Annotated in this window: 28 protein-coding genes; 11 read left to right on the plus strand and 17 right to left on the minus strand. The window is 62.0% G+C overall.

The features are described from left to right. Positions 1–5 precede the first annotated feature (5 nt). The gene (flgF, locus tag NHF53_RS00400; protein WP_252832643.1) at positions 6–740 is read right to left on the minus strand and encodes a flagellar basal-body rod protein FlgF; all 735 of its coding nucleotides are present in this window, start codon (positions 738–740) and stop codon (positions 6–8) included. Continuing rightward, positions 741–1,520: a DUF1217 domain-containing protein gene (locus NHF53_RS00405; protein WP_114362507.1), complete on the minus strand. Its 780-nt coding sequence runs from the start codon at positions 1,518–1,520 to the stop codon at positions 741–743. A 179-nt stretch (positions 1,521–1,699) separates the two neighbouring features. Here NHF53_RS00405 and motA point away from each other — a divergent pair, with 179 nt between their 5' ends. From motA to NHF53_RS00435, 6 genes are all read left to right on the plus strand, one after another. After that, entirely contained in the window at positions 1,700–2,575 is an 876-nt protein-coding gene (gene motA / locus NHF53_RS00410) for a flagellar motor stator protein MotA (protein ID WP_114362506.1), read from the plus strand. 35 nt (positions 2,576–2,610) lie between these two features. Further along, positions 2,611–3,525, plus strand: coding sequence for a FliM/FliN family flagellar motor switch protein (locus tag NHF53_RS00415; protein WP_252832644.1), 915 nt, complete (start codon positions 2,611–2,613; stop codon positions 3,523–3,525). A 57-nt stretch (positions 3,526–3,582) separates the two neighbouring features. Beyond that, positions 3,583–4,164 (plus strand): flagellar motor switch protein FliN, encoded by a 582-nt coding sequence (gene fliN / locus NHF53_RS00420; protein WP_114362504.1) that lies wholly within the window; start codon positions 3,583–3,585, stop codon positions 4,162–4,164. Positions 4,165–4,193: 29 nt separating this feature from the next. Further along, positions 4,194–5,234 (plus strand): flagellar motor switch protein FliG, encoded by a 1,041-nt coding sequence (fliG, locus tag NHF53_RS00425; protein ID WP_114362503.1) that lies wholly within the window; start codon positions 4,194–4,196, stop codon positions 5,232–5,234. A gap of 147 nt (positions 5,235–5,381) precedes the next feature. Beyond that, positions 5,382–6,464 (plus strand): flagellar biosynthesis protein FlhB, encoded by a 1,083-nt coding sequence (flhB, locus tag NHF53_RS00430; RefSeq protein ID WP_114362502.1) that lies wholly within the window; start codon positions 5,382–5,384, stop codon positions 6,462–6,464. A 5-nt stretch (positions 6,465–6,469) separates the two neighbouring features. Then, complete coding sequence (locus NHF53_RS00435; protein ID WP_112688941.1) at positions 6,470–6,910, plus strand: hypothetical protein; 441 nt, start codon at positions 6,470–6,472, stop codon at positions 6,908–6,910. A 30-nt stretch (positions 6,911–6,940) separates the two neighbouring features. Here NHF53_RS00435 and visR read toward each other — a convergent pair whose 3' ends face one another. The 13 genes from visR to NHF53_RS00500 form a co-directional block, all read right to left on the minus strand. Then, a complete protein-coding gene (visR, locus tag NHF53_RS00440) occupies positions 6,941–7,684 on the minus strand; it encodes a transcriptional regulator VisR (protein ID WP_252832646.1) in 744 nt (247 codons plus the stop codon). 10 nt (positions 7,685–7,694) lie between these two features. Further along, on the minus strand, positions 7,695–8,441 hold the full coding sequence (gene visN / locus NHF53_RS00445) for a transcriptional regulator VisN (protein WP_114362500.1): 747 nt from the start codon (positions 8,439–8,441) through the stop codon (positions 7,695–7,697). Between the two features lie 285 nt (positions 8,442–8,726). Continuing rightward, the gene (gene fliF, locus NHF53_RS00450) at positions 8,727–10,403 is read right to left on the minus strand and encodes a flagellar basal-body MS-ring/collar protein FliF (RefSeq protein ID WP_252832648.1); all 1,677 of its coding nucleotides are present in this window, start codon (positions 10,401–10,403) and stop codon (positions 8,727–8,729) included. Between the two features lie 167 nt (positions 10,404–10,570). Further along, positions 10,571–10,900, minus strand: a complete 330-nt coding sequence (locus NHF53_RS00455) for a hypothetical protein (protein WP_114362498.1) — start codon at positions 10,898–10,900, stop codon at positions 10,571–10,573. Positions 10,901–10,967: 67 nt separating this feature from the next. Next, entirely contained in the window at positions 10,968–11,522 is a 555-nt protein-coding gene (cheD, locus tag NHF53_RS00460; protein ID WP_114362497.1) for a chemoreceptor glutamine deamidase CheD, read from the minus strand. After that, on the minus strand, positions 11,519–11,908 hold the full coding sequence (locus NHF53_RS00465; RefSeq protein WP_112688929.1) for a response regulator: 390 nt from the start codon (positions 11,906–11,908) through the stop codon (positions 11,519–11,521). Before NHF53_RS00465 ends, cheD begins: the two co-directional genes overlap by 4 nt. Continuing rightward, positions 11,895–12,959: a protein-glutamate O-methylesterase CheB gene (cheB, locus tag NHF53_RS00470; protein WP_252832649.1), complete on the minus strand. Its 1,065-nt coding sequence runs from the start codon at positions 12,957–12,959 to the stop codon at positions 11,895–11,897. Before cheB ends, NHF53_RS00465 begins: the two co-directional genes overlap by 14 nt. Next, the gene (cheR, locus tag NHF53_RS00475; protein WP_252832650.1) at positions 12,956–13,864 is read right to left on the minus strand and encodes a protein-glutamate O-methyltransferase CheR; all 909 of its coding nucleotides are present in this window, start codon (positions 13,862–13,864) and stop codon (positions 12,956–12,958) included. Before cheR ends, cheB begins: the two co-directional genes overlap by 4 nt. Continuing rightward, positions 13,861–14,328, minus strand: a complete 468-nt coding sequence (locus NHF53_RS00480; RefSeq protein ID WP_114362494.1) for a chemotaxis protein CheW — start codon at positions 14,326–14,328, stop codon at positions 13,861–13,863. Before NHF53_RS00480 ends, cheR begins: the two co-directional genes overlap by 4 nt. 4 nt (positions 14,329–14,332) lie before the next feature. Next, positions 14,333–16,579 (minus strand): chemotaxis protein CheA, encoded by a 2,247-nt coding sequence (locus NHF53_RS00485; protein WP_252832651.1) that lies wholly within the window; start codon positions 16,577–16,579, stop codon positions 14,333–14,335. A 15-nt stretch (positions 16,580–16,594) separates the two neighbouring features. Then, positions 16,595–16,960, minus strand: a complete 366-nt coding sequence (cheY1, locus tag NHF53_RS00490) for a chemotaxis response regulator CheY1 (protein ID WP_112688919.1) — start codon at positions 16,958–16,960, stop codon at positions 16,595–16,597. Further along, complete coding sequence (locus NHF53_RS00495; protein ID WP_252832652.1) at positions 16,957–17,256, minus strand: STAS domain-containing protein; 300 nt, start codon at positions 17,254–17,256, stop codon at positions 16,957–16,959. Before NHF53_RS00495 ends, cheY1 begins: the two co-directional genes overlap by 4 nt. A 136-nt stretch (positions 17,257–17,392) precedes the next feature. Next, positions 17,393–19,036: a globin-coupled sensor protein gene (locus NHF53_RS00500; protein WP_252832653.1), complete on the minus strand. Its 1,644-nt coding sequence runs from the start codon at positions 19,034–19,036 to the stop codon at positions 17,393–17,395. A 410-nt stretch (positions 19,037–19,446) separates the two neighbouring features. On the opposite strand from NHF53_RS00500, the gene ligD reads away from it, so the two are divergent. Then, positions 19,447–20,511: a DNA ligase D gene (ligD, locus tag NHF53_RS00505; RefSeq protein WP_308218614.1), complete on the plus strand. Its 1,065-nt coding sequence runs from the start codon at positions 19,447–19,449 to the stop codon at positions 20,509–20,511. A 107-nt stretch (positions 20,512–20,618) separates the two neighbouring features. On the opposite strand, the gene NHF53_RS00510 is transcribed toward ligD, so the two are convergent. Beyond that, the gene (locus tag NHF53_RS00510; protein ID WP_114362489.1) at positions 20,619–20,819 is read right to left on the minus strand and encodes a membrane lipoprotein lipid attachment site-containing protein; all 201 of its coding nucleotides are present in this window, start codon (positions 20,817–20,819) and stop codon (positions 20,619–20,621) included. A 97-nt stretch (positions 20,820–20,916) separates the two neighbouring features. On the opposite strand from NHF53_RS00510, the gene NHF53_RS00515 reads away from it, so the two are divergent. Continuing rightward, a complete protein-coding gene (locus tag NHF53_RS00515) occupies positions 20,917–21,174 on the plus strand; it encodes a hypothetical protein (RefSeq protein WP_114362488.1) in 258 nt (85 codons plus the stop codon). A gap of 34 nt (positions 21,175–21,208) precedes the next feature. Here NHF53_RS00515 and NHF53_RS00520 read toward each other — a convergent pair whose 3' ends face one another. Continuing rightward, positions 21,209–21,967, minus strand: coding sequence for a hypothetical protein (locus NHF53_RS00520; RefSeq protein WP_252832655.1), 759 nt, complete (start codon positions 21,965–21,967; stop codon positions 21,209–21,211). 57 nt (positions 21,968–22,024) lie between these two features. Here NHF53_RS00520 and NHF53_RS00525 point away from each other — a divergent pair, with 57 nt between their 5' ends. The 3 genes from NHF53_RS00525 to NHF53_RS00535 all read left to right on the plus strand — a co-directional run bounded on the left by NHF53_RS00525 (position 22,025) and on the right by NHF53_RS00535 (position 23,944). Further along, on the plus strand, positions 22,025–22,279 hold the full coding sequence (locus NHF53_RS00525; protein WP_252832656.1) for a hypothetical protein: 255 nt from the start codon (positions 22,025–22,027) through the stop codon (positions 22,277–22,279). 232 nt (positions 22,280–22,511) lie between these two features. Continuing rightward, a complete protein-coding gene (locus NHF53_RS00530; protein ID WP_252832658.1) occupies positions 22,512–23,024 on the plus strand; it encodes a MarR family winged helix-turn-helix transcriptional regulator in 513 nt (170 codons plus the stop codon). After that, positions 23,021–23,944 carry a DMT family transporter gene (locus NHF53_RS00535; RefSeq protein ID WP_252832660.1) on the plus strand — a complete coding sequence of 308 codons (924 nt, stop codon included), beginning with the start codon at positions 23,021–23,023 and terminating at the stop codon, positions 23,942–23,944. Before NHF53_RS00530 ends, NHF53_RS00535 begins: the two co-directional genes overlap by 4 nt. Positions 23,945–23,985: the final 41 nt, after the last annotated feature.

Here is a 23,985-nt window from a genome sequence, read left to right on the forward strand (position 1 = left end):
CGACCTCAGCTCGATCCGCCGAGCGTCTTGATCGCATCGTTCAGCGAGCTCTCGCTGTCGCGCATCAGCGAACTGACGCTCTCGAACGCACGATTGACCTGGATGAGCTGGGTAATTTCGCTGATGCCGTTGACGTTGGAATTTTCGAGGTAACCCTGCACCACGGAGATCTGGTTGTTGTCGACGACGGGTTGCGGCTGGTCGACCGTGGTGATGCCGCTGTTCTCATAGCGCACGAACCCCTTGGTGACATCGGCAGAAAAAACGCCGAGGACGGCGACCTGGCGGCCATCCTGGAGAATTTTGCCGTCCTGCCCGACTGTCGGCGGACCGCCGGCACGATTGAGCTGGATCGGTGCGCCGCCGGCGTCGAGAACCGGATAACCGCGCAAGGATACGAGTTCCCCCGTCTCCTTGATGGTAAACCGCCCGTCGCGGGTCAGGACCTGCCCTGCCGGCGTGTCGATCGCAAACCAAGCATCGCCCTTGATCGCGAAGTCCAGCTCGTTGCCTGTGTGCTGCAATTCGCCGGCTCGCGTCGAGAGATAGTCGTTACCCTGCGAGACGAAGGCAATCTTGGCATTGAGATCGTTATGGGTCCGGCTGAGGACCTCGTCGAATTTGACCTCGGTGCCGCGGAAGCCGACGGTGTTCACATTGGCAATATTGTCAGCGATGGTCGTGAGGCGCCGTTCGAGGGCGACCTGGGACGACAGGGCAACATAGAGTCCCGACTGCACTTAGCTGCCTCCGAGCTTGAGAGAGTTGATCGAGATGAGCAGATCCGGCGAGATGCCGTATCCGGACGAGGAGCCGAACACCGCGAGCGGGTCGTAGCTCTCGGACGGATGTTGCAGCTCCCACATGGCGGTGAACCGTTCGAGGAAGAGACCCGTCTTCTCCGGGTCCTGGAAGTCCTTGATGTCGATCATGCGGCCGATGGTGGCGGCCTGCTGGTCGATATCGGAGCCAGCGAACTCTTCCGGCAGGCCGAGCGCCGTGCGAACCACTTGAGAGAGCGCGTCATCGGCGAGGATGTCCATGGCCGAGGATATCTTCGGAGCGGTCCGCTCGAAGTAGAGCGCCAGCCGCACGCCCGTATTTTCGGCACCGGCCTGCTCCTCGAGCGTCTGGCGCATGTATTTGTCGACGACCCCCTGCTGGGCTTTGGTGAACGCGGTCGCAGCCGCACCCTGTTCGGCGAAGTTCAGCGACTTGACGAGCTCCGAATAACGGCTGTCGGCAAGCTGATTGGCGAAGGCTTCCTTGTCGGCAACACCCTCGGTCAGCACCTTGCGGATGAAGGCCTTTGCATAAGCCATATCCTCGAGGCCGTGCGCCTTCAGGGCATAATTGTACAGGCGGCTGTCGCCCATGAAGTCGTCGATGGACTTTATGTCGCCGATCCTGGACAGGTAATACTCGGTCTCGCGGGAGACATCCGGGGCCTTCGCCACGCGGTCGAGGGACCTGGTGATATCCCGGGTGATTAGCTGGTAGCTCGCATAAGTTGTCGTCACGGTCTTTTCCGCCTCTTGTGGACAATCGGGTCAGGCGTCCGTTATCGCCCTTCTTGCGGCAAAAGGCTTGTGCGAAGCTTTCTCTAGGTTCACAAACCGTGAAACCCGCGGCATTCAGCCTCACGCAAGGCAAGGCCCCTATCGCTAGACCCGAAAATAACTGTCACCGCGGGCGCGATATGAACATCATAATCGGACTTGTTATCACTTTTGGCTGTATCCTCGGCGGCTATATGGCCATGGGCGGACATGTCAACGTCCTCATTCAGCCCTTTGAGCTCATGATCATCGGCGGTGCGGGTCTCGGCGGCTTCATTATGGCCAATCCCATAAAGGTCGTGAAGGACTCCGGAAAATCCACGGCCGAGGTGCTGAAGAACGCGGTTCCGAAGGAACGAGACTATCTCGACGTTCTGGGGGTCCTCTATTCTCTGATGCGCGACCTGAGAACAAAGTCCCGCAACGAGATCGAAGCGCACATCGACAATCCCGACGAATCGACGATCTTTCAGGCGGCTCCTTCCGTTTTGAAGAACAAGGATCTTACTGCCTTCATCTGCGACTACGTCCGACTGATCATCATCGGGAACGCCCGCTCCCACGAGATCGAAGCGCTGATGGACGAGGAAATCAACACCATCCTTCACGACAAGATGAAGCCCTACAACGCGATCACGGTCATGGGCGACAGTTTCCCGGCCATCGGTATCGTCGCGGCCGTTCTCGGGGTCATCAAGGCGATGGGCAAGATCAACGAATCACCGGAGGTTCTCGGCGGCCTGATCGGCGCCGCACTCGTCGGTACGATGCTCGGGATCGTCCTCTCCTATTGCATCTGCAACCCGCTCGCCGCCCAGATCAAGACTGTCCGAACCAAGCAGCATCGCCTCTACATCATCGTCAAGCAGACGCTGCTCGCCTACATGAACGGCTCGGTACCGCAGGTCGCGCTCGAATATGGACGCAAGACAATCTCCTCGCATGAGCGTCCGTCCATCGACGCCGTCGAGCAGGAAATGATGAATCCCGGCGGCGAGAACAAGGCGGCGGCATGACGATGGTGATGACCGAGAACAAGCCGGAGTCGGCAATGGATCAGGCTTTGCTCGCGCGCCTCACCGGGGGCTTGGGCGACAGGAAGACCGTCGAGAAACTCTGCAGCGATTTCGGCCACCTTTTCACGGAACTCCTGCTGGACGTCCTGCAGAGCGAAACCGGCCTCCAGGTCGACGTTCATTACAACGGCCACGAAGCCGGCCTGATGAGCGAACTCATCGCCGAACTCGGCGACAACGTTGTGCTGGCGGACGGATCGCTGCGCAACTGGAGCCCCAATTTCGTCATCGGCTGCGGCAACGCCTTCGTCGTCACCCTGATGGAGAACCTGCTGGGAGCGCTCCCGGAAACGATCGAGGAGCCGATCCAGCGTCCTCTCTCACGCATTGAGCTCGATCTGTCCGTCATGGTGATCGGCAAGATCGCCAACGTCCTGCGCTCGGGCATCGAGGTTCCCGGTTCCTTCGAACCGCAACTCGAACGCCCGCACAACGCCGAAGACCGCCCGAAACCGGAGGAGGATCACGTCGACGAGTACGGCGCTGTCGTCAAGATGGGTATCGAACTCGGCCCCGTCGCCTCCGAATTCTACGTGGTCATCCCGCAGAAGGCCCTGCTGAAGACCGTGGTCACGGTACCGAAGTCGCGGAGCCAGGCGGGCCAGAGCCGCAAGGAATGGGCCGAGCAGATGGCCGAGCAGGTTCGCCGTTCGCAGGTGAAACTGCAGGCACGAATTCAGCTGCAGCCGCTGACCCTCGATACGATTTCCCGCCTGGCGGTGGGCGACGTGATCGCGTTTCAGGATCGTGGCGACGTCATGGTCGACGTCAGCGCCAACGGCAAGAATCTCTATCGCTGCGAGTTCGGGCGGGCGGGTGAACACTACACGGTACGCGTCAAGGACAACGTCAGCAGCGAAGACGAAATCCTGAGACATCTCATGGGCTAGCACATCAACGCTTCACCAAGGCAGGCTGAGGCAAGTTTCGACAGGAATTATGACTGCATGGCTACTAAGAAAACACCTGTACCCGATGAAGACGCACTGTCCATGGTGACGTCCGACGCCGCCTTCGACCAGGCGGTCGACGACCTGCGCGGCGTCCTGAAGAGTGATTCGGAAGGCACACTGCCCGATTTCGGCAGCGACTTTTCCGCCTCGCCGATGGACACGGCCGATCTTTCCGCATTCGAATCGGACCTCGGCGGTTTTCCTGCCGCCGCCCCGGCCGCAGTGAGCGATTTCGGGACTGACGCGTTCGGCACCGATGCATTCGGCGGCGGGTTCGATGAGCCGTCGACGGTATCCTCGCAACAGCCCGGCAGCGCCCTGACGGCCAACTTCGATCTCATCATGGACATTCCCATTGATGTCGAAGTCATCCTGGGCGCGAGCAAGATGCCGGTTGCCGGCCTCATGAATCTCGAGGAAGGGGCGATCATCACCCTGGACAAGAAGATCGGTGAGCCGGTCGACATCACGGTGAACGGCCGACGCATCGCGCGTGGCGAAATCACCGTGCTCGAAAACGATGACACCCGCTTCGGCGTCAAGCTGATCGAAGTGATGGGTAGCAAGACGACCTGACCCATGACGGGCCAGAGAGGAAGAAGACCATGATGGACTTTGACGACTTCGGCAGTAACCTACCTGGAACACCCCTTTCCCAGGCGGACAAGGCTGCGGCCGTCCTGCTGGCGATGGGCAAGGGCGTCGCCGGCAAGCTGCTGAAGTACTTCACCCAGGCCGAACTGCAGACCATCATCGCGTCCGCGCAGACGCTGCGCTCCATTCCACCGGACGAACTCAACCTGTTGGTCAACGAGTTCGAGGACCTTTTCACCGAAGGTGCCGGCCTGATGGACAACGCCAAGGCGATCGAGAGCATTCTCGAGGAGGGACTGACCCCCGAGGAGGTGGATGGGCTGCTCGGACGGCGTACGGCGTTCCAGGCCTACGAGGAATCGATCTGGGACCAGCTGCAGGATGCCGACCCCGATTTCATCGCCAAGTTCCTGATGCGGGAGCATCCGCAGACAGTCGCCTATATCCTCTCGATGCTGCCGTCTTCTTTTGGCGCCAAGGTTCTCCTGAAGCTGCCGGAAAGCCGTCGCGCCGACGTCATGAACCGCACCGTCAACCTGAAAAACGTCAGCCAGAAGGCCGCTCAGATCATCGAGAACCGCGTGCACGAACTGATCTCGGAGATCGAGGCGGAGCGCAATTCGGTGGGTTCGGCAAAGGTCGCGGACCTGATGAACGAGCTCGACAAGCCCCAGGTCGACACCCTCCTCAACTCGCTGGAGACGATCAGCAAGTCGGCGGTCGAGAAGGTGCGGCCGAAGATCTTCCTCTTCGAGGATCTGCTCGCCATGCCGCAGCGCAGCCGCGTGCTGCTCCTCAACGACGTCTCCGGAGACGTGCTGACGATGGCGCTGCGCGGCGCATCAATGGAAATCCGCGAATGCGTTCTTTCCGCGATCAGCCCGCGTCAGCGCCGCATGATCGAATCCGATCTGGCGACCGGCACCACCGGCATCAATCCGCGCGAGATCGCGATCGCCCGGCGTGCCGTCGCGCAGGAGGCGATCCGGCTTGCCAATTCCGGTCAGATCCAGCTCAAGGAAACGGAAGGCGATGCCACGCAGGCCGCCTGAGGCGGCTTGCTGTTGAAAAACCTGTCGCCCGCCCACGTCCCGATTGAACGGGATCGGGCGGGCAGCTAGCCTCGCCCATCCCGACAGACACGCGCCCAGCAAATCCGGCGCCGCCTCGAAGGGCATTGCCGAACAAGGACAGCGGGCTTGTCTGACGAACAGGACAAAGAAAGCAAAACAGAAGCCCCGACCGAGAAGAAGCGGCGGGACGCCGCGGAAAAAGGCAATCTGCCTTCGTCACGCGAAATTCCGATCTTCGCGTCGGCTCTCGCCTTTTATCTCTATTCCGTGTTCTTTCTTCCGAAGGCGATGGGTCGCCTGGGTGAGACACTGCGGGATCTCTTCGAGCAACCCGACCAGTGGCGCGTCTTCACCGCAACCGACGTCGTCTCGCTCTTCGTCCACCTCGGGTGGGAAGCGGGCGCCCTGCTCTTTCCGGCGATGGCCCTCTTCATGGTCTTCGGCATCACGTCGAACGTCGTCCAGAACATGCCCTCGTTCGTGCTGGAGCGTATTCGTCCACAAATGTCGCGGATTTCGCCAGCCAAGGGATGGGAGCGCCTGTTCGGTCTACGCGGCCTCGTCGAATTCGGAAAATCCGTCTTCAAGATCGTCATTGTATCGGCCATCATGGTGATGGCGCTGCGCTCGGAGTATTTCGGCGCCCTCGACGCGATGTTCTCCGACCCACAAGTGATTCTCGTGAAGTTCGCTGCGATCCTGAAGAAGATGATGATCATCATCGTTCTGGCGACGGCAATCCTCGCGATCAGCGACTACGCCTGGACGCGCTACCACTGGTTCACCCAGCTGAAGATGACGAAGCAGGAAGTCAAGGACGAACTCAAGCAGTCGCAAGGCGACCCGATCGTGAAATCGCGGCAGCGCTCGATTGCACGGGACCGGGCGCGCCGCCGCATGATCGCCAATGTGCCGCGCGCGACGCTCGTGATCACCAACCCGACTCACTACGCGGTGGCCCTGCGGTATGTGCGCGAGGAGAACGACGCTCCCGTCGTCATCGCAAAGGGACAGGACCTGGTCGCCCTCAAGATCCGCGAGATCGCCCAGGCGCACGATATCCCCATTTTTGAGGACCCGCCGCTTGCTCGCTCCATGTTTGCGCAAGTCTCGATAGATAGTGTCATTCCGTCGATATTCTACAAGGCCGTCGCGGAACTCGTTCACCGGGTCTACGCGGCAAAGGCCAGGAAAACGCGGGTACGCTAATCGCGATGAAGAAATGCCCCTATACCAGCCAGCGCGAAAAGATCGTCGCGGAAGCGATCAGCCCTGTTGCATCGGAGCTTCGGCTGCTCGACGCGGCCGACCTGATCTCACTGCTGCGCTTCGAGCTCTATGGCAACATCGCCGACCTGGTCTCCTCGGCGGCCGAACTCTATTTCCATCCCGGAACGGTCAACTTCGGCGCCGGCGGGGAGTATAGGCTGGAATGGGGCGGCCCCCCGGAGGTCGTACTCGACCTCGAAATCAAGCCTCGCGACGTGACCGTCTATGCGCAGCTGACCCTGACCCACGATCACGCCGGCCTCGAGATCTGCCATGTGGCTTTCCACAATCCGTTGGGCAGCCCGGAAGAGAACACACGCCTGCTCCGCGACAGCCTCCAGGCGGCTCGCTTCTGCAACGCCGGCGTCTCCCCGCACTACACCTGAACCGTCGCGACGATGAGCTCGTCGCCCGGACTACGTGATGTAGCCGAGGCGGATTGCCTTCGCGATCGCCTGGATGCGATTGACCGAATCGAGCTTGATCGTCGCCGACCCGAGATAGGCATTGACTGTGTGCACGGAGAGGCGAAGCGCCTCCGCGATCTCTTCGCTGATGCGACCATCCCCCGCAAGCTGCAGACAGGCGATCTCGCGATCGCTCAGTGATTCGGCGGGCTGCGTGCGTCGTTCGTCCAGCGACAGCAGGTCCGTCATCACTTTGCAGCAACGGGAATGGATGTCGATGATCCGCTCCCCGGCAATATCGATGCCGCCGGTGACGGCGAAGAGGACGTATCCGTTGCCCGAAGCACCGAGCCGAACGGGGAAGGCGATACCGGAATAGGGCAGCACGCGCGGCTGTAGTTGGTCCACGAAGACGGAAAAATCCGACGTGTCGGCCCAACTCGAATCGCCGACCGCATTCCAGCTGAGCGGCAACAGAGAACTCTCGAGGTGCGACAGCAGGGTGCTTCCGTAATGGACGAGGAAGCCGTCGAGGCCTGCCGGCACCATCATCGACCAGTTGTCGAGCTGCGCGACGAGCTTGCGTTTGCCGGGCAGACCGGAGCCGGCGATCTTGAGCACGGCGAAGCCGTTGGCACCGAGGCTCTTCTGCAGCGCGGTGAGCTTCGGGAATATCTCCGAGCGCACGTTGATCTGGCGCGAGTGTCCGGCCTGGGTTTTCGCAGAGGGGAGCGAGCCTTGTGGGTATTTCATCGGCCCGTCCCTATACGAGGTTATTGCGCACGGCATACGCAATCGCCTCGGACCGCGTCTTGGTCGCGGTCTTGCGCATGACACTCGTGATGTAGTTGTTAATGGTATTGCGCGAAATGCCGAGGATGGTGGCGATCTCGTCGCTGGTCTTGCCTTCGGCAATCCAGAAGAGGCATTCGATCTCCCGTTCCGTCAGTTCGAATTCGCGGTCCGCCCGCTGCCCTCGACCGGCGGAGAGGCTTACGCAGTAACCGCAGAGCAGGCCGACCTCTCGCAGCCGTTCCGGCGACAGCACGATATCATCTTCATAAAGGAACATCAGCGACAGCCGCGTGCGACCGACGTTGAAGGTCAGCGCGCAATACTCCCGGCTTAGCCCCCTCGGAGCGTCGGCGTCGTCCGGAAGAAGTGCAAACCGCGGCTGCAGAAGAGAAAGGCATTTCTCAAGCTCGGTAGTGCGGGAATAGCTCGCTGCGAATTCGCGCTCAAGGCGGCGCACGAGATCGAAGGGCCAATTGGAGCAGACGACGAAATCGAGGCCTTGCTCCTGGACGAGATCGAAACGGGCAAGCAGGAAATGGTTTGCCCCGACATAGTCGGACAGAAGGTGCAGACTGCGCCCGATGCTGCCGCCCTGCGCAACCGCCATCAGCTTCTGAAGAAGCTGCTCCTTGCTTTGAGGTCTGGCCGGGTCGTCCATGATGGACATGGTTCGGTCTTTCTCCTTCCGAACCGCCCTAACCAACTCCGTGTCCATTGTGTTTCCCCCTTTCCGGGATGAAACGGCCTCGATGTACACCCCTTCTATCTCCGAGAGGCCGCCCTCTCCCGGTGATTCGCTTGATCGATTCGCCAGCCCGACGAATCACGACAATGATAGAAGATAAATACCGCCAAACCCAAACGCGCACGCAGCGATTCCCCAACTTGACGAGAGTTGCATATACAAATCGTCACAAATGTCGCACCCCGGCGGAGGATGGTACGACAAAGCCGCGCCGGGATGCCGGCGCGGCTGATTTCGTCCAGACTTTTCGGCTCGTCAGGCGGCCTTGTCGACGGCCCACTTGCGAAGGATCTTGGCGGCGCGTTCCTCGCTGATCTCGACCATGCGGGAGAGACGCCGCTCGGGACCTTCCTTGACGCGCCGGTTGAAACCGCCGTTCGGATCGTCGCCCATGGTGAGCAGATCGTCGGTGCTGTCGAAACCGAAGTCCGCGCCGAAGCCATCCATGAGGGCACCACCGCCGACCGCCGGCGAGAAGTCGGGCAGCTCGAGACCGGCCGCCTCCTCGCTTGCGCCGGCCAGGGCCGCCGTACCACCGCCGACCGAGCGGACCATCGGGCGGATACCCATCCAGACGATCAGGAAGGCGACGGCGACGAATGCCAGCGAGTTGATGATGCCGCCGATGTTGCGGCTCAGCATTTCCATGATGCCGGGGCCGGTGGCCGATTCTTCGAGGAGTTGATTCTCGAGGAAGTCCATGGCGGTCAGGGTGACGACGTCGCCGCGGCCGGTATCGAGGCCGGCTGCAGAGCTGACGATCTTCTGCATTTCCGCAAGATAGGCGTCGATCTTCGCCTGGTCGGCCGGCTCGCCGATCATCTTGGCGATGCGACCCTTATTAACAACAACCGCGACGGACACCTTCTCGATCGTATAGCTGTTGCGGACGGTCGCGACCGTCTTGCTGTTGATCTCGTAGTTGGTCTGCTCTTCCTTCTTGTCCTGCTGGTCGGACGACTCCGGTCCGCCGGCGCCGCCCTGAACATCCGCCTGGGGAAGGTTCTGTTCCACAGTCGCGGCGCTATCCGGCTGGCGCTGCTGGGATTTCTGGTTCTCCTTGACGACGCGGATGGACCGTTCGACGCGCGATTCCGGGTCGTAGATCGTCTCCTGAATCTGCTGGGTGTCGGTGTTGATCTGGGCCGTTACGCTCGAACGGAAATTGTCCATGCCGAGGAAGGGCGCGAGCGCCTTGTCGATGTTCGACTCGATCTCCTGCTGGACCGTCTGGACGACACCGATCGAACGGTTGGCCGGACCGCCCATTTCGTCACCGGATGCGAGGAGCTGCCCGGTCGAGTCGAGGATCGTGACGTCCTCGACGTCGAGGCCGGGCACCGCGGAGGCGACGAGGTGGCGAATCGAGGCAGCGGCCTTGCGGCCGGCTTCGTTGCCCGCGCGGATCATCACCGACGCCGTCGGCTTCTGCTCGCCGCGGCGGAAATTGCCGACGTCCGGAAGCACGATGTGAACCCGCGCTGCGGCGATGCCGTTGATCTGCTGAATGGTGCGGGCGACCTCGCCTTCGAGGGCACGGACCCGGGTCACTTCCTGCATGAAGGACGTGAGGCCGAGAGAGCCGACATTATCGAACAGTTCATAGCCCGCGTTGGCGCTGTTGGGCAGTCCGTGCTCGGCCAAGAGCAGTCGGGCCTTGCTGGTCATGCCGGTCGGAACCTTGATCGACTGTCCGTCGGTGCCAACCTCGAAATCGATGCCGGCCTCCGCGAGGGCGATGCTGACCTGATTGAGATCGGTCGCTTCGAGCCCGGTGTAGAGGGTCTCGTAAGCCGGCTTGTTAACAAAGAGTGCTGCGGCGATGATGATTGCGATGGAAACAGCGCCGACCCCCGCCAGGGTCAACAGCTTGGTCTGGCCAAGCGACGCCAGATTCTTAAAGATCTGAAGTGATTGATTTAACAGATTCATTCTGTCTCGCGCCATCAACTGAAGGAACTGGGACGCATTGCCCTCTTGCGAGACATTAGGAACTGAAACTTGTGCGAGCGTTTCGCGCTACGACGAAAAGGCCGCTCGCGAACGAGCGGCCCCGAAATTCGTGCCTATGCTGTGCAGCGGCCAAATGCCACGTCGGATCAGAAGAAGTCGAAGTCCCCTGCGGCCTTGCCGAGCGGCTGCGAGTGACCGTGGCGGATGCCCGCCCCGAGCGCCTTCTGCATTTCGGCAAGCTTCACGAGACTGAGCGCTGTCGTCATGTCGACGACCCACCCGTCTGGAATCGAACCCGTGATCGTGTCGATGAACTCCGCGAGCCCGCGCGTCTTCTGGACGGCGAGATCGATACCCTGGAGCACCTTGAGGGCATCCGGGTGCTCGAGCACCTGTGCGCCACCGAGTTCCAGAAGTTGCGGTTCTATACGCTCGATGAGATACGCGACGTCGTGCAGTTCGGTAACGACCCGCATCAGGACTTGCGGCAATGCTTCTTCCACGATCTTTGTCCCCCTGTATTCCTTTTCGTGCCGGCGGTATTCAGAAGAACTCGATGGAGCTCTCCACCGCCTTCGGCGTGAAGACCGGTTTCTGCTCGAGAGCGACGGTCCTCTGGGTCTCGGCGCCGGTCAGCGGATACTGCCTGGCTCTTCCGCTTACCGGCCAGAATTCGAGCTTGCGGCCGTGCTCCCCGCCCGTTGAGGAGCCGACGACCTTGATACCTTCGTCCTTCAGGAACTGCATGGCAAAGGCTGCGTTCTGTTCGCCGACATTCGAGAACGTCGCAATGGTCTTCGCACCCCCGAAGACCTTCGCCTCGATGCGGTCGCGCCGCGCACCCTGCTTCAGCAGACCGTTGATGAGAAGCTCCATCAGATGGACCCCGTAACGGGTGGCGTCGCCGCCTCCCGCCCCCGCGGTCGCCGAACCCGGCAGCAGGAAGTGGTTCATTCCCCCCACGCCTGCAAACGGATCCCGCAGACATGCAGCTACGCACGAACCAAGAATGGTAGAGAGCACAATATTCGGATCGGATACGACCTTGTATTCGCCCTGAATAATGTGAACGCGCCTAGCTGCACTGTCGTCTGTCATTTCAGGGCTCCGAAGACCGCCTCGATCGCAGCCTTCATCTTCTCGATGGTAAAGGGCTTGGCGAGAACGTTGTTTGCGCCGAGCTGAGCAGCCTTCTGAACAAGCGCACGGTCGCCCTGAGCCGTCAGGATGATGAACGCCGCCTTCTTCGTGTTCGGATTGCTGCGCACCGCGTGCAGCAGGCCGAGACCATCCATCTTCGGCATGTTGAAGTCGGAAATGACGAGATGATGGGGCTGCTGCTCCATGATCTTCATTCCCTGTTCGCCGTCGCCGGCGGCCGTGATCTGCTTGAAGCCGAGCTGCGTCAGGGCATCGCTCAACAACAAGCGGCTCGTTACCTGATCGTCGACGATCAGAACTTTGATTTTCTCAGCTAGTGACATGTTCGATACCTTCTTTCCGGGCAGCAGTAAGTTTGAGAATTTCTTCGCCGATCGCCGCAAGCGGCAATTGGCGTTCAACGGCACCGAGTTCGTGGGCGACCCTCGGCATGCCATAGACGACGCAGGATTTTTCGTCCTGTCCGATCGTGCGCGCGCCCGCATGGCGCATCTTGAGGAGGCCCGCGGCCCCGTCACGGCCCATTCCGGTCAGGATGACCCCGACTGCGCTGCGGCCTGCAAGCTCGGCAACCGAATCGAACAGGACGTCGACCGAGGGGCGATGGCCGTTGACCGGCGGCCGCTCCACCAGGCGGCAACAGGGTGCGGTGGCATTGGCCACCTGCAGGTGGCGTTCGCCGCCGGGAGCGAGATAGACCTTGCCGATCTCGAGGCGGGCACCGTCGGTCGCCTCTTCGACCACCGGCTCGCAAAGGCGGTTCAGCCGTTCCGCGAAGCTCTTCGTGAAGGTCGGCGGCATGTGCTGCGTGATGACCGTCGGCGGACAATTGCGCGGAAACTTCTGGAGGACCGTGATCAGGGCTTCGACGCCGCCCGTGGACGAACCGATCGCGACGATCTTGCGACCGACCCGGAAATCCGACGTCGGAACGGCGCGGCTCGCAGGCGGTTCGCTCCGCGGCACGCGGTTGTAGCGATGCTGCGAACGGGCGGCGGCCTTCACTTTCTCCGCCAGGTCTCCGAAGGGATCAGCCTCGCCGGGCATCGGCTTGCCGACGCAATCAAAGGCTCCGATCTCCAGCGCGGCAAGCGTCGCTTCGGCGCCCCGGTGGGTCATGGTCGAAACCATGATAACCGGCATCGGCCGAAGCGTCATGATCTTTTCCAGGAACTCGAGACCGTTCATGTTCGGCATCTCGATGTCGAGCGTGACCACGTCCGGATTGAGCTGCTTGATCGCGGCACGCGCCTCCATTGCGTCCCCCGCCTGGCCGACGACGTCGACGTCCGGATCGGAATTGAGGATCGCGCTGATCAGCCCCCGCATGGTCGGGCTGTCGTCGACGACGAGAACGCGGGCGGGTGCACTCACAGCTTGCGCCCTCCCGTTTTTCCGACAAAGCGGTAGGTGGTGATGCCGGTGTTGTCGAAATAGGCCTTCGCGTCGCCGGACACGCGCTCGGAATGGCCGATGTAGAGATGGCCGCCTTCCGGCAGAAGATCGGCGAAGCGCGACCAGATGCGCATCTGCGTCGGCTCATCGAAGTAGATGACGACGTTGCGGCAGAAGATGACGTCGAACTTGCCCTTGAATGGCCACTGGGACATCAGGTTTAGTTCGTTGTAGGTGATCAGGCGCTTCAGGCGGTCGTCCACCTGGAACTTGCGGCGGCCGCCGATTTCAACTTCCTTGAACCACTGCTTGCGTATGGTCGGCGAGACGGTTTCCAAAGCCTGCTCGTCGTAGGCACCCTGACGGGCGATCGCCAGGATCTTCGGATCGATATCGGTCGCGAGGATCTTGAAGTCGTAGTCGAGCACGTTCGGGAAGGCCTGGAATACCGTGAGGGCGATCGAATAGGGCTCCTGGCCGTCCGAGCTCGCGGCTGACCAGATGCGGACGCGGCCGCCCGCCTTGGCGCGGGCTATCAGGCCCGGCAAAACCTCGTCACGCAGATGCTCGAAATGGTGGTTCTCGCGGAAGAACCGGGTGAAGTTGGTCGTCAGGTGCGACAGCATCTCCCGGCGCTCGTGCGCACCCTCGGGAGAGGACACCAACGCGCAATACTCGCGGAAGCCACTGAGGCCGAGATTGCGGATGTGCTTCGACAGACGCGAGTAGACGAGCGAGGCCTTCGAGTCGTTGAGAGCGATCCCGGCATCGGCATAGATCATCGCGGCGATGTCGTTCAGGTCTCGCCGGGTCAGCGGATATTCCCCGCTGGCGAGAATCTCGTCGTCGGATGGTCTGTGGTATGCGGCACTCGCGGGAATCATGCAGCCTCGCTTTCGGTTTCGGGGAAGAGGCCTTCCAGCTCGATCAGGCAGATCATGCGCTTGTCGATCGCGAGAATTCCGCGAGCATACTGCTTCTCTTGATCGGTGGAGATCTCAGGCGTCGGCTGAATGTTCTCGTCGGTGACGGTCAGGATGTCGGAGACGGCCTCGACCAGAAGCCCGACCGTCTTGGTGCGGACCTGGGCGACGATGATCACATGCCTCGCCGTCGGCTCCGCCTGCCCGAGGCCGAGCCGGAAGGAAAGATCTACGATCGGCAGCACCGCGCCGCGCAGGTTGATGACACCCATGACGAACGGCGGCGCATGCGGTAGCGGCGTGGCCTGCGTCCAGCCGCGGATCTCGCGAACCGACATGATGTTCACGCAAAATTCCTGATCGCCGATGCGGAAGGCGATGAGCTCCCGGCTACCTTGGACAAGATTTTTGATCGCGTACGACATGAAACTAACCTGCGACTGCTAATGACATTTCCGGTTTCAGGGATTGGCCGCGGGAAGCGGCGACGACGGCGTCGACGTCAAGGATGAGGGCAACCCGGCCGTCGCCGAGGATGGTGGCTGCGGCGATGCCCGGAACGTGCGTGTAGTTCGCTTCGAGCGACTTGATGACCACCTGACGCTGGCCCTGGATGGCATCGACCATCAGGGCGCGCTGACCGCCGCCCTCCGATTCCACCAGCAGGGCGACGCCTTCGACCGGATTGGCCTGGGTGCCGCGGAAGTTGAGGATGCGGCCGACGTCCACCAGCGGGCAGAAGCTGTCGCGGATGGAAATCAGGCGCTGATTGGACCCGAAGGAATGGATGTTCTGCGCCTCCGGCTGGAGGGTTTCGACGATCGCCGTCAGCGGTACCACCAGCGTCTGGCCGGCGACGGTGACAACCATGCCGTCGAGAACGGCCAGCGTCAGCGGCAGGCTCATGGTGAAGGTGGAACCATGGCCCGGCTTCGAGCTGATGGAGATGCGACCGCCAAGGGCCTGGATCGAGCGCTTCACGACGTCCATGCCGACGCCGCGGCCGGAGATGTCGGAGATCTTGTCGGCGGTCGAGAAGCCCGGCATGAAGATCAGGTTGTCGATTTCCTCGTCGGAAAGGTTAGCATCGGCGGCAATCAGATCGTTGTCGATGGCCTTCTGGCGAACGCGCTCGCGGTTGATGCCGGCGCCGTCGTCAACCAGTTCGATGACGATGCGGCCGGAGCGATGCTTCGCAGTCAGCTTGACCGTACCTTCCGGGTTCTTGCCGGCGGCGACGCGTTTCTCCGGCGTCTCGATGCCGTGGTCGACGGCATTGCGGATCATATGGGTCAGGGGCTCGGCGAGCTTGTCGATGACGGTCTTGTCGACTTCGGTGTTTTCCCCTTCCGTGATGAGGCGGATCTGCTTGCCGACCATGTCGGCAACCTCGCGCACGATGCGGGACATGCGCTGGAAGACCGGCTTCACCGGCTGCGCGCGGATCGCCATCACCGAATCCTGGATCTCGCGAGTGAGTTGCTGCAACTCCTCGAGACCCATGTTGATGGTGGTGTTGCCGTTGGTATCGTTCTCGATCACGCTCTGCGAGAGCATGGCCTGATTGATGACGAGCTCTCCAACCAGGTTGATGAGGCGATCGACGCGGTCGAGGTCGACGCGGATCGTCTGCCCGGCTGCAGCGTTCTGCGCCGCGTTCGCGGCGGCTGCCGCGGCGGCAGGTGCGGCTGCCGGCGCTTCCTTCTTTTCCTGCCGGGCGGAGGCACCTGCCATATGCATGACATTGGACGCGGTCTCTGCCGCGGCAACGGCTGCAGCGACATCGCTTTCGCGAGTGTTTGCCTCCGAGACGCCACCATCATCCAGCAGCGAAAGATCGAAGGGAACCGGAACCATCGGAGGCTCTTCACCCGTCGGGACAGCCTCTTCCGTCTGCGCCTTCACCTCGAGGTCACAATCCCATTCGGCAAACTCGAAGACGGTCCGGATCGCATCCTCGCCCTTGTCGGTCGAGAGCTCGATGTTCCAGCTGAAATAGGCATCTTCCGGATCCATCTCGTCGAGCTGCGGAAGAGCATCCATGTCGCAATGAATGCTCATCTCGCCGAGACGGGAGAGATCGCGCAGCAGCAATGCCGCGTCGTTGCCCTTGGAGTAGAGATCGCGACGCGGCTTGAACGTGATCGCGAAGCGCGGCAGTGCCGGTTCATCATCGAAGGTATCGAAGGAGAACGGGATCGGCTGGAATCCGCTGTCGTCGGTCGGCGCCACGGCAGCAGGTGCCGGAGTCGGTGCCGGCGCGGCAGCCACGGGAGCGGCCGCGGGCGCCGCCTCGCCGTTCGCAAGTGCCTCCAGTTCGCGGACGAGGCCGGCGCTACGTGCGCCGTCGACGCTGCCGCCGTCGCGGGCGGCGTTGGTAAGGTCGGCGAGCACGTCGGCGGCCCGCAGCATCACCTTCAGCACCTCATGCGTCGGCTCGAGCTTGTTGGATCGAACGCAATCGAGGGTCGTCTCGAAGACGTGAGCGAAGGACACGAGGTCGTCCAGGCCGAAAGCGCCCGCACCGCCCTTGATCGAATGCACGGCCCGGAACACGGCGTTCACCGTTTCCGGATCGCGGTCCCCGTCATTCATCTTGAGAAGACCGGACTCCAGTTCCGCGAGCTGTTCCTCGCATTCCTGGAAGAAGATCTCTTTGATTTCGTTCATATCCATCGGAGGAATTCCCGCTTAGGCAGTTACACGTTCAATCGCATCGATCAGCTTGGTGGGATCGAACGGCTTCACGATCCAGCCGGTGGCACCGGCCTGACGTGCACGGTTCTTCTTCTCCGCGTCGCTTTCGGTCGTGAGCACCAGAATCGGCACCGCACGATATTTCTCGTTGCGGCGGACGCCTTCGATGAAGCCGAAGCCGTCAAGGCGCGGCATGTTGATGTCGGTGACGATCACGTCGGGGTTGGCCTCCTCCAGGATTTCGAGGCCTTCGACGCCGTCTTCCGCCTGTACGGTTTCGAAGCCGGCATTGTTGAGTGTCACGAGCAGCATGTTGCGGATGGTCCTGGAGTCATCCACCGTCAGTACTTTCTTCTTCATTGCCGAATCTCCTCAGCGAGCAGGTGGTCTGCATTCACGCCAATCAGTTGAAGGGTCTTCAGGAAGGCCTCCGACGCCTTCACGAACGTGAAAGGCTTCTTGTCGGCGCCCCACGCATTCGCTCCCGCCATCAGCACCTGCACGCATTGCGCTCCGACGCGCTTGACTTGCGATGCATCGATGTCGAGCCCGCTGCCGCGCAGGTCCATGAGACTGCTCTTCAGGGCCGAAGCCTCGTTGAGGTCCAGCACCTCGGCCAGCTTCAAGCTCTTGTTTGCGCCTTTCCGTGTTGCCATCAGTTCTTTCCTCGTGTTTCGGAGAGGTCGATGTCCCGCCTGGGAAGCCCGCTCGCGGAAGCCGGAAACGGCACCCCGCGGGCCCTTTCGCCCGTCCGAATTCCCCTTGTGTAATGGAAGGTGGTAAACAATCCCCTCAACCTCCCCAGCCGCCGATCTGCATCGGGACATCGAGCCCGAATGCGCCCTCAGTCTCCTCGATGTCCGTGTTCGCTGCGGCGGGCAGACGACCCGCCGAAACGACGCCGGCCGACTGGCGCCGATCGTCCGAAACGACCGCGGAGCTCCTGCGCCGGCGCTCGTAGTGGAACTCACGAACCGTCCGACCGAGCTCCACGATCAGGTTGTGCAGATCATCCGCGCCTTCGCTCGAACGACGGGCGAGCTCGGCGCTGGCGTTCACCTCGCCGACGAGACCGGAGACGTCTCCGGCAAGACCGTGAAGACCGTCCGCCTGAGCCGTCGACCGGCGAGCGATCTCCCCGACCGTTTCGCTGATCCCGCCGACTTCGCCTGCGATGCTGCCGATGGCGTCCTGCGTATGGGCGACGATCTTTACGCCCGCATTGACCTGCGCCTTGGTGGTGGCGACCAGCGTCTTGATCTCGCGGGCGGCGTCGGCCGAGCGCTGCGCAAGCGCACGGACCTCCTGGGCAACGACGGCAAAGCCGCGTCCGCTGTCACCGGCGCGCGCCGCCTCTATTCCGGCATTGAGGGCGAGAAGGTTGGTCTGAAAGGCGATCTCGTCGATCGCGCCGATGATGCGGCCGATCTGTTCGGCCGAGGTCTCGATGTCCGCCATGGCCGCAATGGCACGTCCTGCGACTTCGCCGCTGCCCTCGACGGAACGACGGGCCGCGGCAACCGCTGTCTCTGCAGCCCTCGTCTGCTCGGCCGTGGTACGCGCTTCGCTCAACAGGGCCTGCAGCGTGGCGGCGGCCTCCTGCAGATCGCCCGAATGCTGACCTGCCCGTCCGGCGAACTCGGACGAGGCCGACACGACGCTAGCAAGGGCGGTCTCGGCGGACCGCGCCCTCTCGTCCGAGGCGATCAGCGCTGCCTGCACCTGTTCGAGCGCTGCGTTGAGATCGCGGGCCAGGTCCGCATAGGCCTCCGGCACCTCACCGGTAACGCGCTGGTCGAGATCCCGATCGGCAAAGGCACGGATTGTCGGACCGAAGATCGTGTCGACATCGGAACGTTCGCGGTCGCGCAGTTCGGTGAGCTCGCGGTGATGACGAAGCCGCAGTTCGTTGAAGCGCAACGAGACGGCGATCTCGACATCGACCATGACGACACGCACCAGCACGTCGACGAGTTCGGCGAGTTCACGGGCGCGCTTGCGTCCGGACGGCATGAAGCCCGAGCCTGCGATCTCCTCGAGAACGCCGCCGATCAGGTGTTCGAGCACGACGGCGTGGCCGGCGACATGCCAACGGGGATCAAGCCCCATCTTGCTTTCGCTGTCAGAGAGAACCTTGACGCGCTCCGCATAAAGGCCATCGAAGCGGGCGTCCGTCAGAACATCCCAATGGGAGGCAAGAAGATCATGCAGGCGTTCGAGCTGCCGCTCGCTCGTGAAATTCCGGGCCGCATCCGGAAACGTCTGGTAACGCTGGAAGACGTCGCGAAGCCCCTTCTTCATGCTTTCGTCGAGCAGCGGGCGATGCCGCCTCAGCTGCTCGCAGTCCGCCTGTTCGAGCCCGGCAAAGCGCAACCTGTCGCGCAGGCTGCCGCCCTGCGCTCCCGCTGTCCGATCTGCCGGCGAAACCTGCGCCAAGACAATATTCCTCGTTCATGTCCGGCATGCGACCGGACGGACTGAAATGGTCCCGGGATGTCTCGAGTGTCTGCGGACTCACGCCACGTCAAGGAAGAGCGGGCTTTCGCCCGGCGCCCACCGAAGACTGTCCCCTGAACTGCTTCAATGAAAAAACATACCGGACTGAGACCGGTACGACGGGCTGGCGTCATGCCTCGAAGGGATTCACGAGCAGCGGAATCCCATTCCGACGTATCGACCAATCTTTATGGTTAATTGGTTGCCCGAAGGTTAACGAAATCCTTCCGCGGCTTCGACCGGGCAGAAACCGGGCACTTCGCGAGCATGTCGACCCGCGCGGATACCGCGCTGGCAGGAACAAAAGCGGCAAGCCCGCATTTCGCCCCTATCGAGACGGAGGATTTGTCTTGGCAGCGTCGGCGATCAGTTTTCAGGTCATGAAGCACTGCGATGTCGCCTTCTTGCGGCCCGGACTCGTGACGGAGATCGAATGCCGCGGCTGGACGCCGGGCGCCCATCTGCGGCATGCTGCCGTCCGCGGTCCGCGGGAAAACAAGGCGACGCGCGAAGTGGTGCAGGAAACGACAGCCGAGAACGCGAAAGACATGCCGCCGAAGTGCAGCGTGGCACTCACCCATGCCGACCGCATCTACTGGCCGGAGGCCGGCATCACCAAGGCGAAGCTCGCCGATTATTATCTCAAAGTCTGGCCGCTGGTGGCGCCCTTCATTGTCCACCGGCCGCTGGCACTGCTCCGCTGTCCGGAGGGTATTTCCGGGGCCTGCTTCTTTCAGAAACACGCCTGGCGGGGCATGAGCAAGGCGATCAGGCAAGTCGACGATCCCAAGGAACGCGGCGACGAACACTACGTCGCAATCGACGATCTCGACGGCCTGTTCGGGCTGGTGCAGGGCGGCGTGCTGGAAATCCACCCCTGGGGATCGACGCTCGACGCCTGGGAGAAACCCGACATGGTCAACATGGACCTCGATCCGGGACCGGATGTCTCATGGGAAAGCGTGATCGAAGCGGCGCAGGAGGTGCGCGGCAGGCTTGCGGACATGGGACTCACCGGTTTCGTCAAGACTACCGGCGGCAAGGGCCTGCACGTCGTCGCGCCGCTGAAGCCGAAGACCGAATGGCCCGCGGTGAAGGCGGCGATGAAGGCGATCGCCGAGGCCATGGCGTCGGACTCGCCGGAGCGCTACGTCGCGACCGTGTCGAAGGCGAAGCGCAAGGGCAAGATTCTCGTCGACTATCTGCGCAACGGTCGCGGCGCTACCGCAGTCGCGCCCTACTCTCCTCGCGCCCGTGAAGGCGCACCGGTCTCCATGCCGCTCACCTGGGAGGAACTGACAGCCACGATCGGCCCGGCACATTTCACCATCGCAAATATCGGTAGCCGACTGGCTCAGCTTGCTGCCGATCCATGGAAGGATTTCCGGGCCGCACAAGCCGTCCTCAGCTACTGATAGCCTTTCCAGGAAGTGCACCGGGGCACGTGATCCCCCCTTCTACACGTTCCCGTCGCCCTGATGCAGGCGACGGGGGGCAGTCTTTTCAAGAAGCAAGAAGGACATTAATTGCTCGGCGTCTGCTGACCCTGGGTTTGGCCTTCAGTGCCGGTCGATGGCGGCGGAGTGGTGGTTTGGTCGGCCGGGGCGGCCGGAGCCGTCTGCTGGGTCGCAGGCGCCTGTTCGGTCGTCGTCGACTTTTTGCTCTCGTCGCTGCAGGCGGCGAGGAATATAAGTCCGAAGGCAAGAACAATCGTCTTCTTCATGGTCGTTGATACTCCGTTCAACACGTGAAATCATTGCCCCCGCAATTTGTTCCTTCTGCGGCAAAGCAACGAATTGGTGTGGGAGACCGCAAGACCCATGAAAGAACTGACACGTCAGGATATCGAAGGGCGTCTGAACGCCCATCGCGAGCTTCTGGTCACTATCCTTTCCCTGTTGATGAAGGAGCCGGCAGGCGCGCAAATCATCCGCTATCTCGAGCAGGACGACATGCCGCTCGACGGCGCGGAAGACCCGGGGCTCACCCCGTCCGCCGGCTATGCCCGGGAGGCGGTGATGGCCGACGAGGTGCGTGCCGTGCTCGATGCCGCCCGCGCCCGCGCAGCGGCTTCATGAACACCGGCACACGCAGTCAGCGGCGCACCCGGACTCAATAGTCCGCCAGAGGGGCGTTCACGGCACGCCGCGGTGGCCAGGGATTGTGAAACATCGCCTCCTCGGGAATCGGATGTCCGTGAAAGAGCGCATAGTTCACGTGACCCGGCGCGCATTCCGCTTCTGAAATGTAGTCGAGGATGAGGTGCAGCCAGTGTTCGCAGGCGGAAACGTCGGGATCAATCGTTCCGTCGAGTGTGACTTCCGTCGGAACCAGCACGTCGGTGTGATAGAGAGCCCCGTAGACACGCTGCGAATAGTCGTCGGGCACGTAGCGAGGCAGTTTCGGTAGCCTCCGCCGTCTTTCCAGCGCGCGAGGATCGTCTTCGCGATTGTGCCAGCTGCAGCTCGACATAGCGTCATGACCGATACCGCCATTGCCGATCGACCGGACGGCAGTCTCCATGACCCTGTCGATCGCCTCTGTCAGCGACCCGGAAAGACCACGTTTCACCAGAGAATTCGCCCAATGCCCGGGGCTATTGACCGAGATCATCAGCCCACCGGGGATTCGCCGATCATGGTTGCGGGTACGATGAGCCGACGGGTAGAAGATATTGATGCCGGCCTTGAAGAGAGCGACGCCTCCATCACGTAGCGGCAGGGATTCTGTGTAGATCACATCCCGCTCGATAGGAGCGTGCTCGACGAGATAGAGATTGGCAATCCGCTCGCAGATCGCCAGCAGTGACGGGCCCGGCTTCAAGAATGCGAGACGCGGACCGTTGAACATAATCAGAAAACCGTGCGCCATCCCCTCGGCAGCATTTTCCTTCCAGGCCCGCCTCGCCCTCTGGATCTTGTCGCGGACATGGTCGTCACCGCGGGCGATTTCGGCCTCGTCAATCCAGCAAACATCGATGCCAATCCCCTGAATGCCGCGTGCACCAAGCCTGCCGAAGAGACATGGCTGGTGGCGCGACGCCCAATTCAGGAAGGCCGCGCAGCGGTCTTCACGGCGTTTCAGCGGGTCGAGCAATTCGGCGTTGGCAGCGTCGATATCGGCACCGAAGCTTGTGCCCGGCTCGTGCCTTTCAGCATGTTCGAGCAGTTCGTGCAAAGATAGTGTTCGAGAATATGTTTCCAGGTCGATCAGCATATCATTCCCCCAAGAAGCCCCTATACATATAAATGACTTGCTCATATAATTTTAAACGTCAAGTAGTAATTTCATGAAATGCCTGCAATGCGCGCAGCGAAATGGCGTTCAATCGCCATAAATCGACAGATACGGCAATTCCTCGCCGCACCATCGGAGAGCGCTTGATATATGATCGCAACATACTTATCATGAGCGGATGACAAAGACATCAAACATGCTCGGCGCACTGGCTATGGTCCTCGCGGACGACATCCGCGAGGCAGTCGACGAGGCTCTTCGAACCACGGGCGAGACGGCGGCGGCGCTGATTATGCTCGGCGCTCATCCGGGCGTTCAGATCGGCGAACTGGCGAGGGCGTTGCGCCTCACCCACAGCGGCGCCGTACGCCTCGTCGACCGGCTGCAGAAGGAAGAGCTCGTCCGGCGCGAGGTGGGCCAGGATTCCCGGACGGTGGTGCTTCGTCTCACGCGGGAAGGAGCCAAACGCCGGCTCGTCGCATTGCGGCAACGGGACCGCGTGCTCGAGCGGGCGCTCGCCCATCTTTCCGACGCCGAGGCCGACGTTCTCGGCCGCTGCCTCGACAAAATGCTGCGCGGCCTGCTGACGAAGAAGGAACACGGCTACCGCTATTGCCGGATGTGCGACGAGGACACCTGCGTGCCGCAGCACTGCCCGGTCGAGGAACGATGGGAGGAACTGTTCGGATGAGCGAAACGCTTGCAACCCCGCTTGCGCCGGCTCCGGGCAAGCGCCGCTGGATCGCCGTTTCCGCGATGATCGGGTCGGCCGCTTGCTGGGGTTTTGCGACCGTCATGTCCCGCGACCTTCTCGACACGATATCGTCAAGTGCGCTGCTGGTCATTCAGCTGACCGCCAGCGTCGCCGCACTTCTGCTCCTCGCCATTCCGAACACGCCTTGGCGATACCGCTCGAGCGGGATCGGCCGCGCCGCGTTGATCGGCATCCTCGAGCCGGGACTGACCTACACGATCGGCCTGGTCGGGCTTTCCCTCACCTCCGCCAACAGCGCCTCCGTGATCAGTGCGTCCGAACCGGTGCTGATCGTGCTGGTGGCGTGGCTGCTTCTGCGCCAGCGTCCGCCACTCGGGCTCATCACCTGTATCGGAATCGCAGTCCTCGGCCTTCTGATGGTATCCGGAGAAGCACTGCTGGAACGCGGACAGGCAAGCTCGGTCGGCGACGGCCTGATCGTGCTCGCGACGCTGTTTGCCGCGAGTTACGTCGTGCTGTCGTCGAAGGTAACCGGAGACTTTCCCGCTGCCACCCTCGCCTCGGCCCAACAGATCGTCGGCCTCGTCTTTGCCGTCAGCGTTTTCCTGATCGTGCAAACCCTTGGCCTCGAACACGGGACAATCGCCTCGCTTTCGCCCGGAATGCTCGCCTATGCGGCGTTCTCGGGCGTCATCCAGTATGCGCTGGCCTTCTGGCTCTACCTCATCGGCCTGCGGTATCTCTCGCCGGCGGCCGCAGGTTTGTGGCTCACCCTCGTACCCATCTTCGGGCTCATCGGCGCCTATGTCTGGCTCCACGAGGTCCCGACGGGACTGATGCTCGCCGGGGCGGCGCTGATCATCGGCGCGGTCGTCATGGGCCGCTCCCACGAATAGGCACGGCCAGACACAGCCGCGCGGGGAACGAGCCACCGGCC

It is taken from the genome of Ciceribacter sp. RN22 (assembly GCF_024054295.1).
In the GTDB taxonomy this organism is placed as follows: Bacteria; Pseudomonadota; Alphaproteobacteria; order Rhizobiales; family Rhizobiaceae; genus Allorhizobium; species Allorhizobium lividum.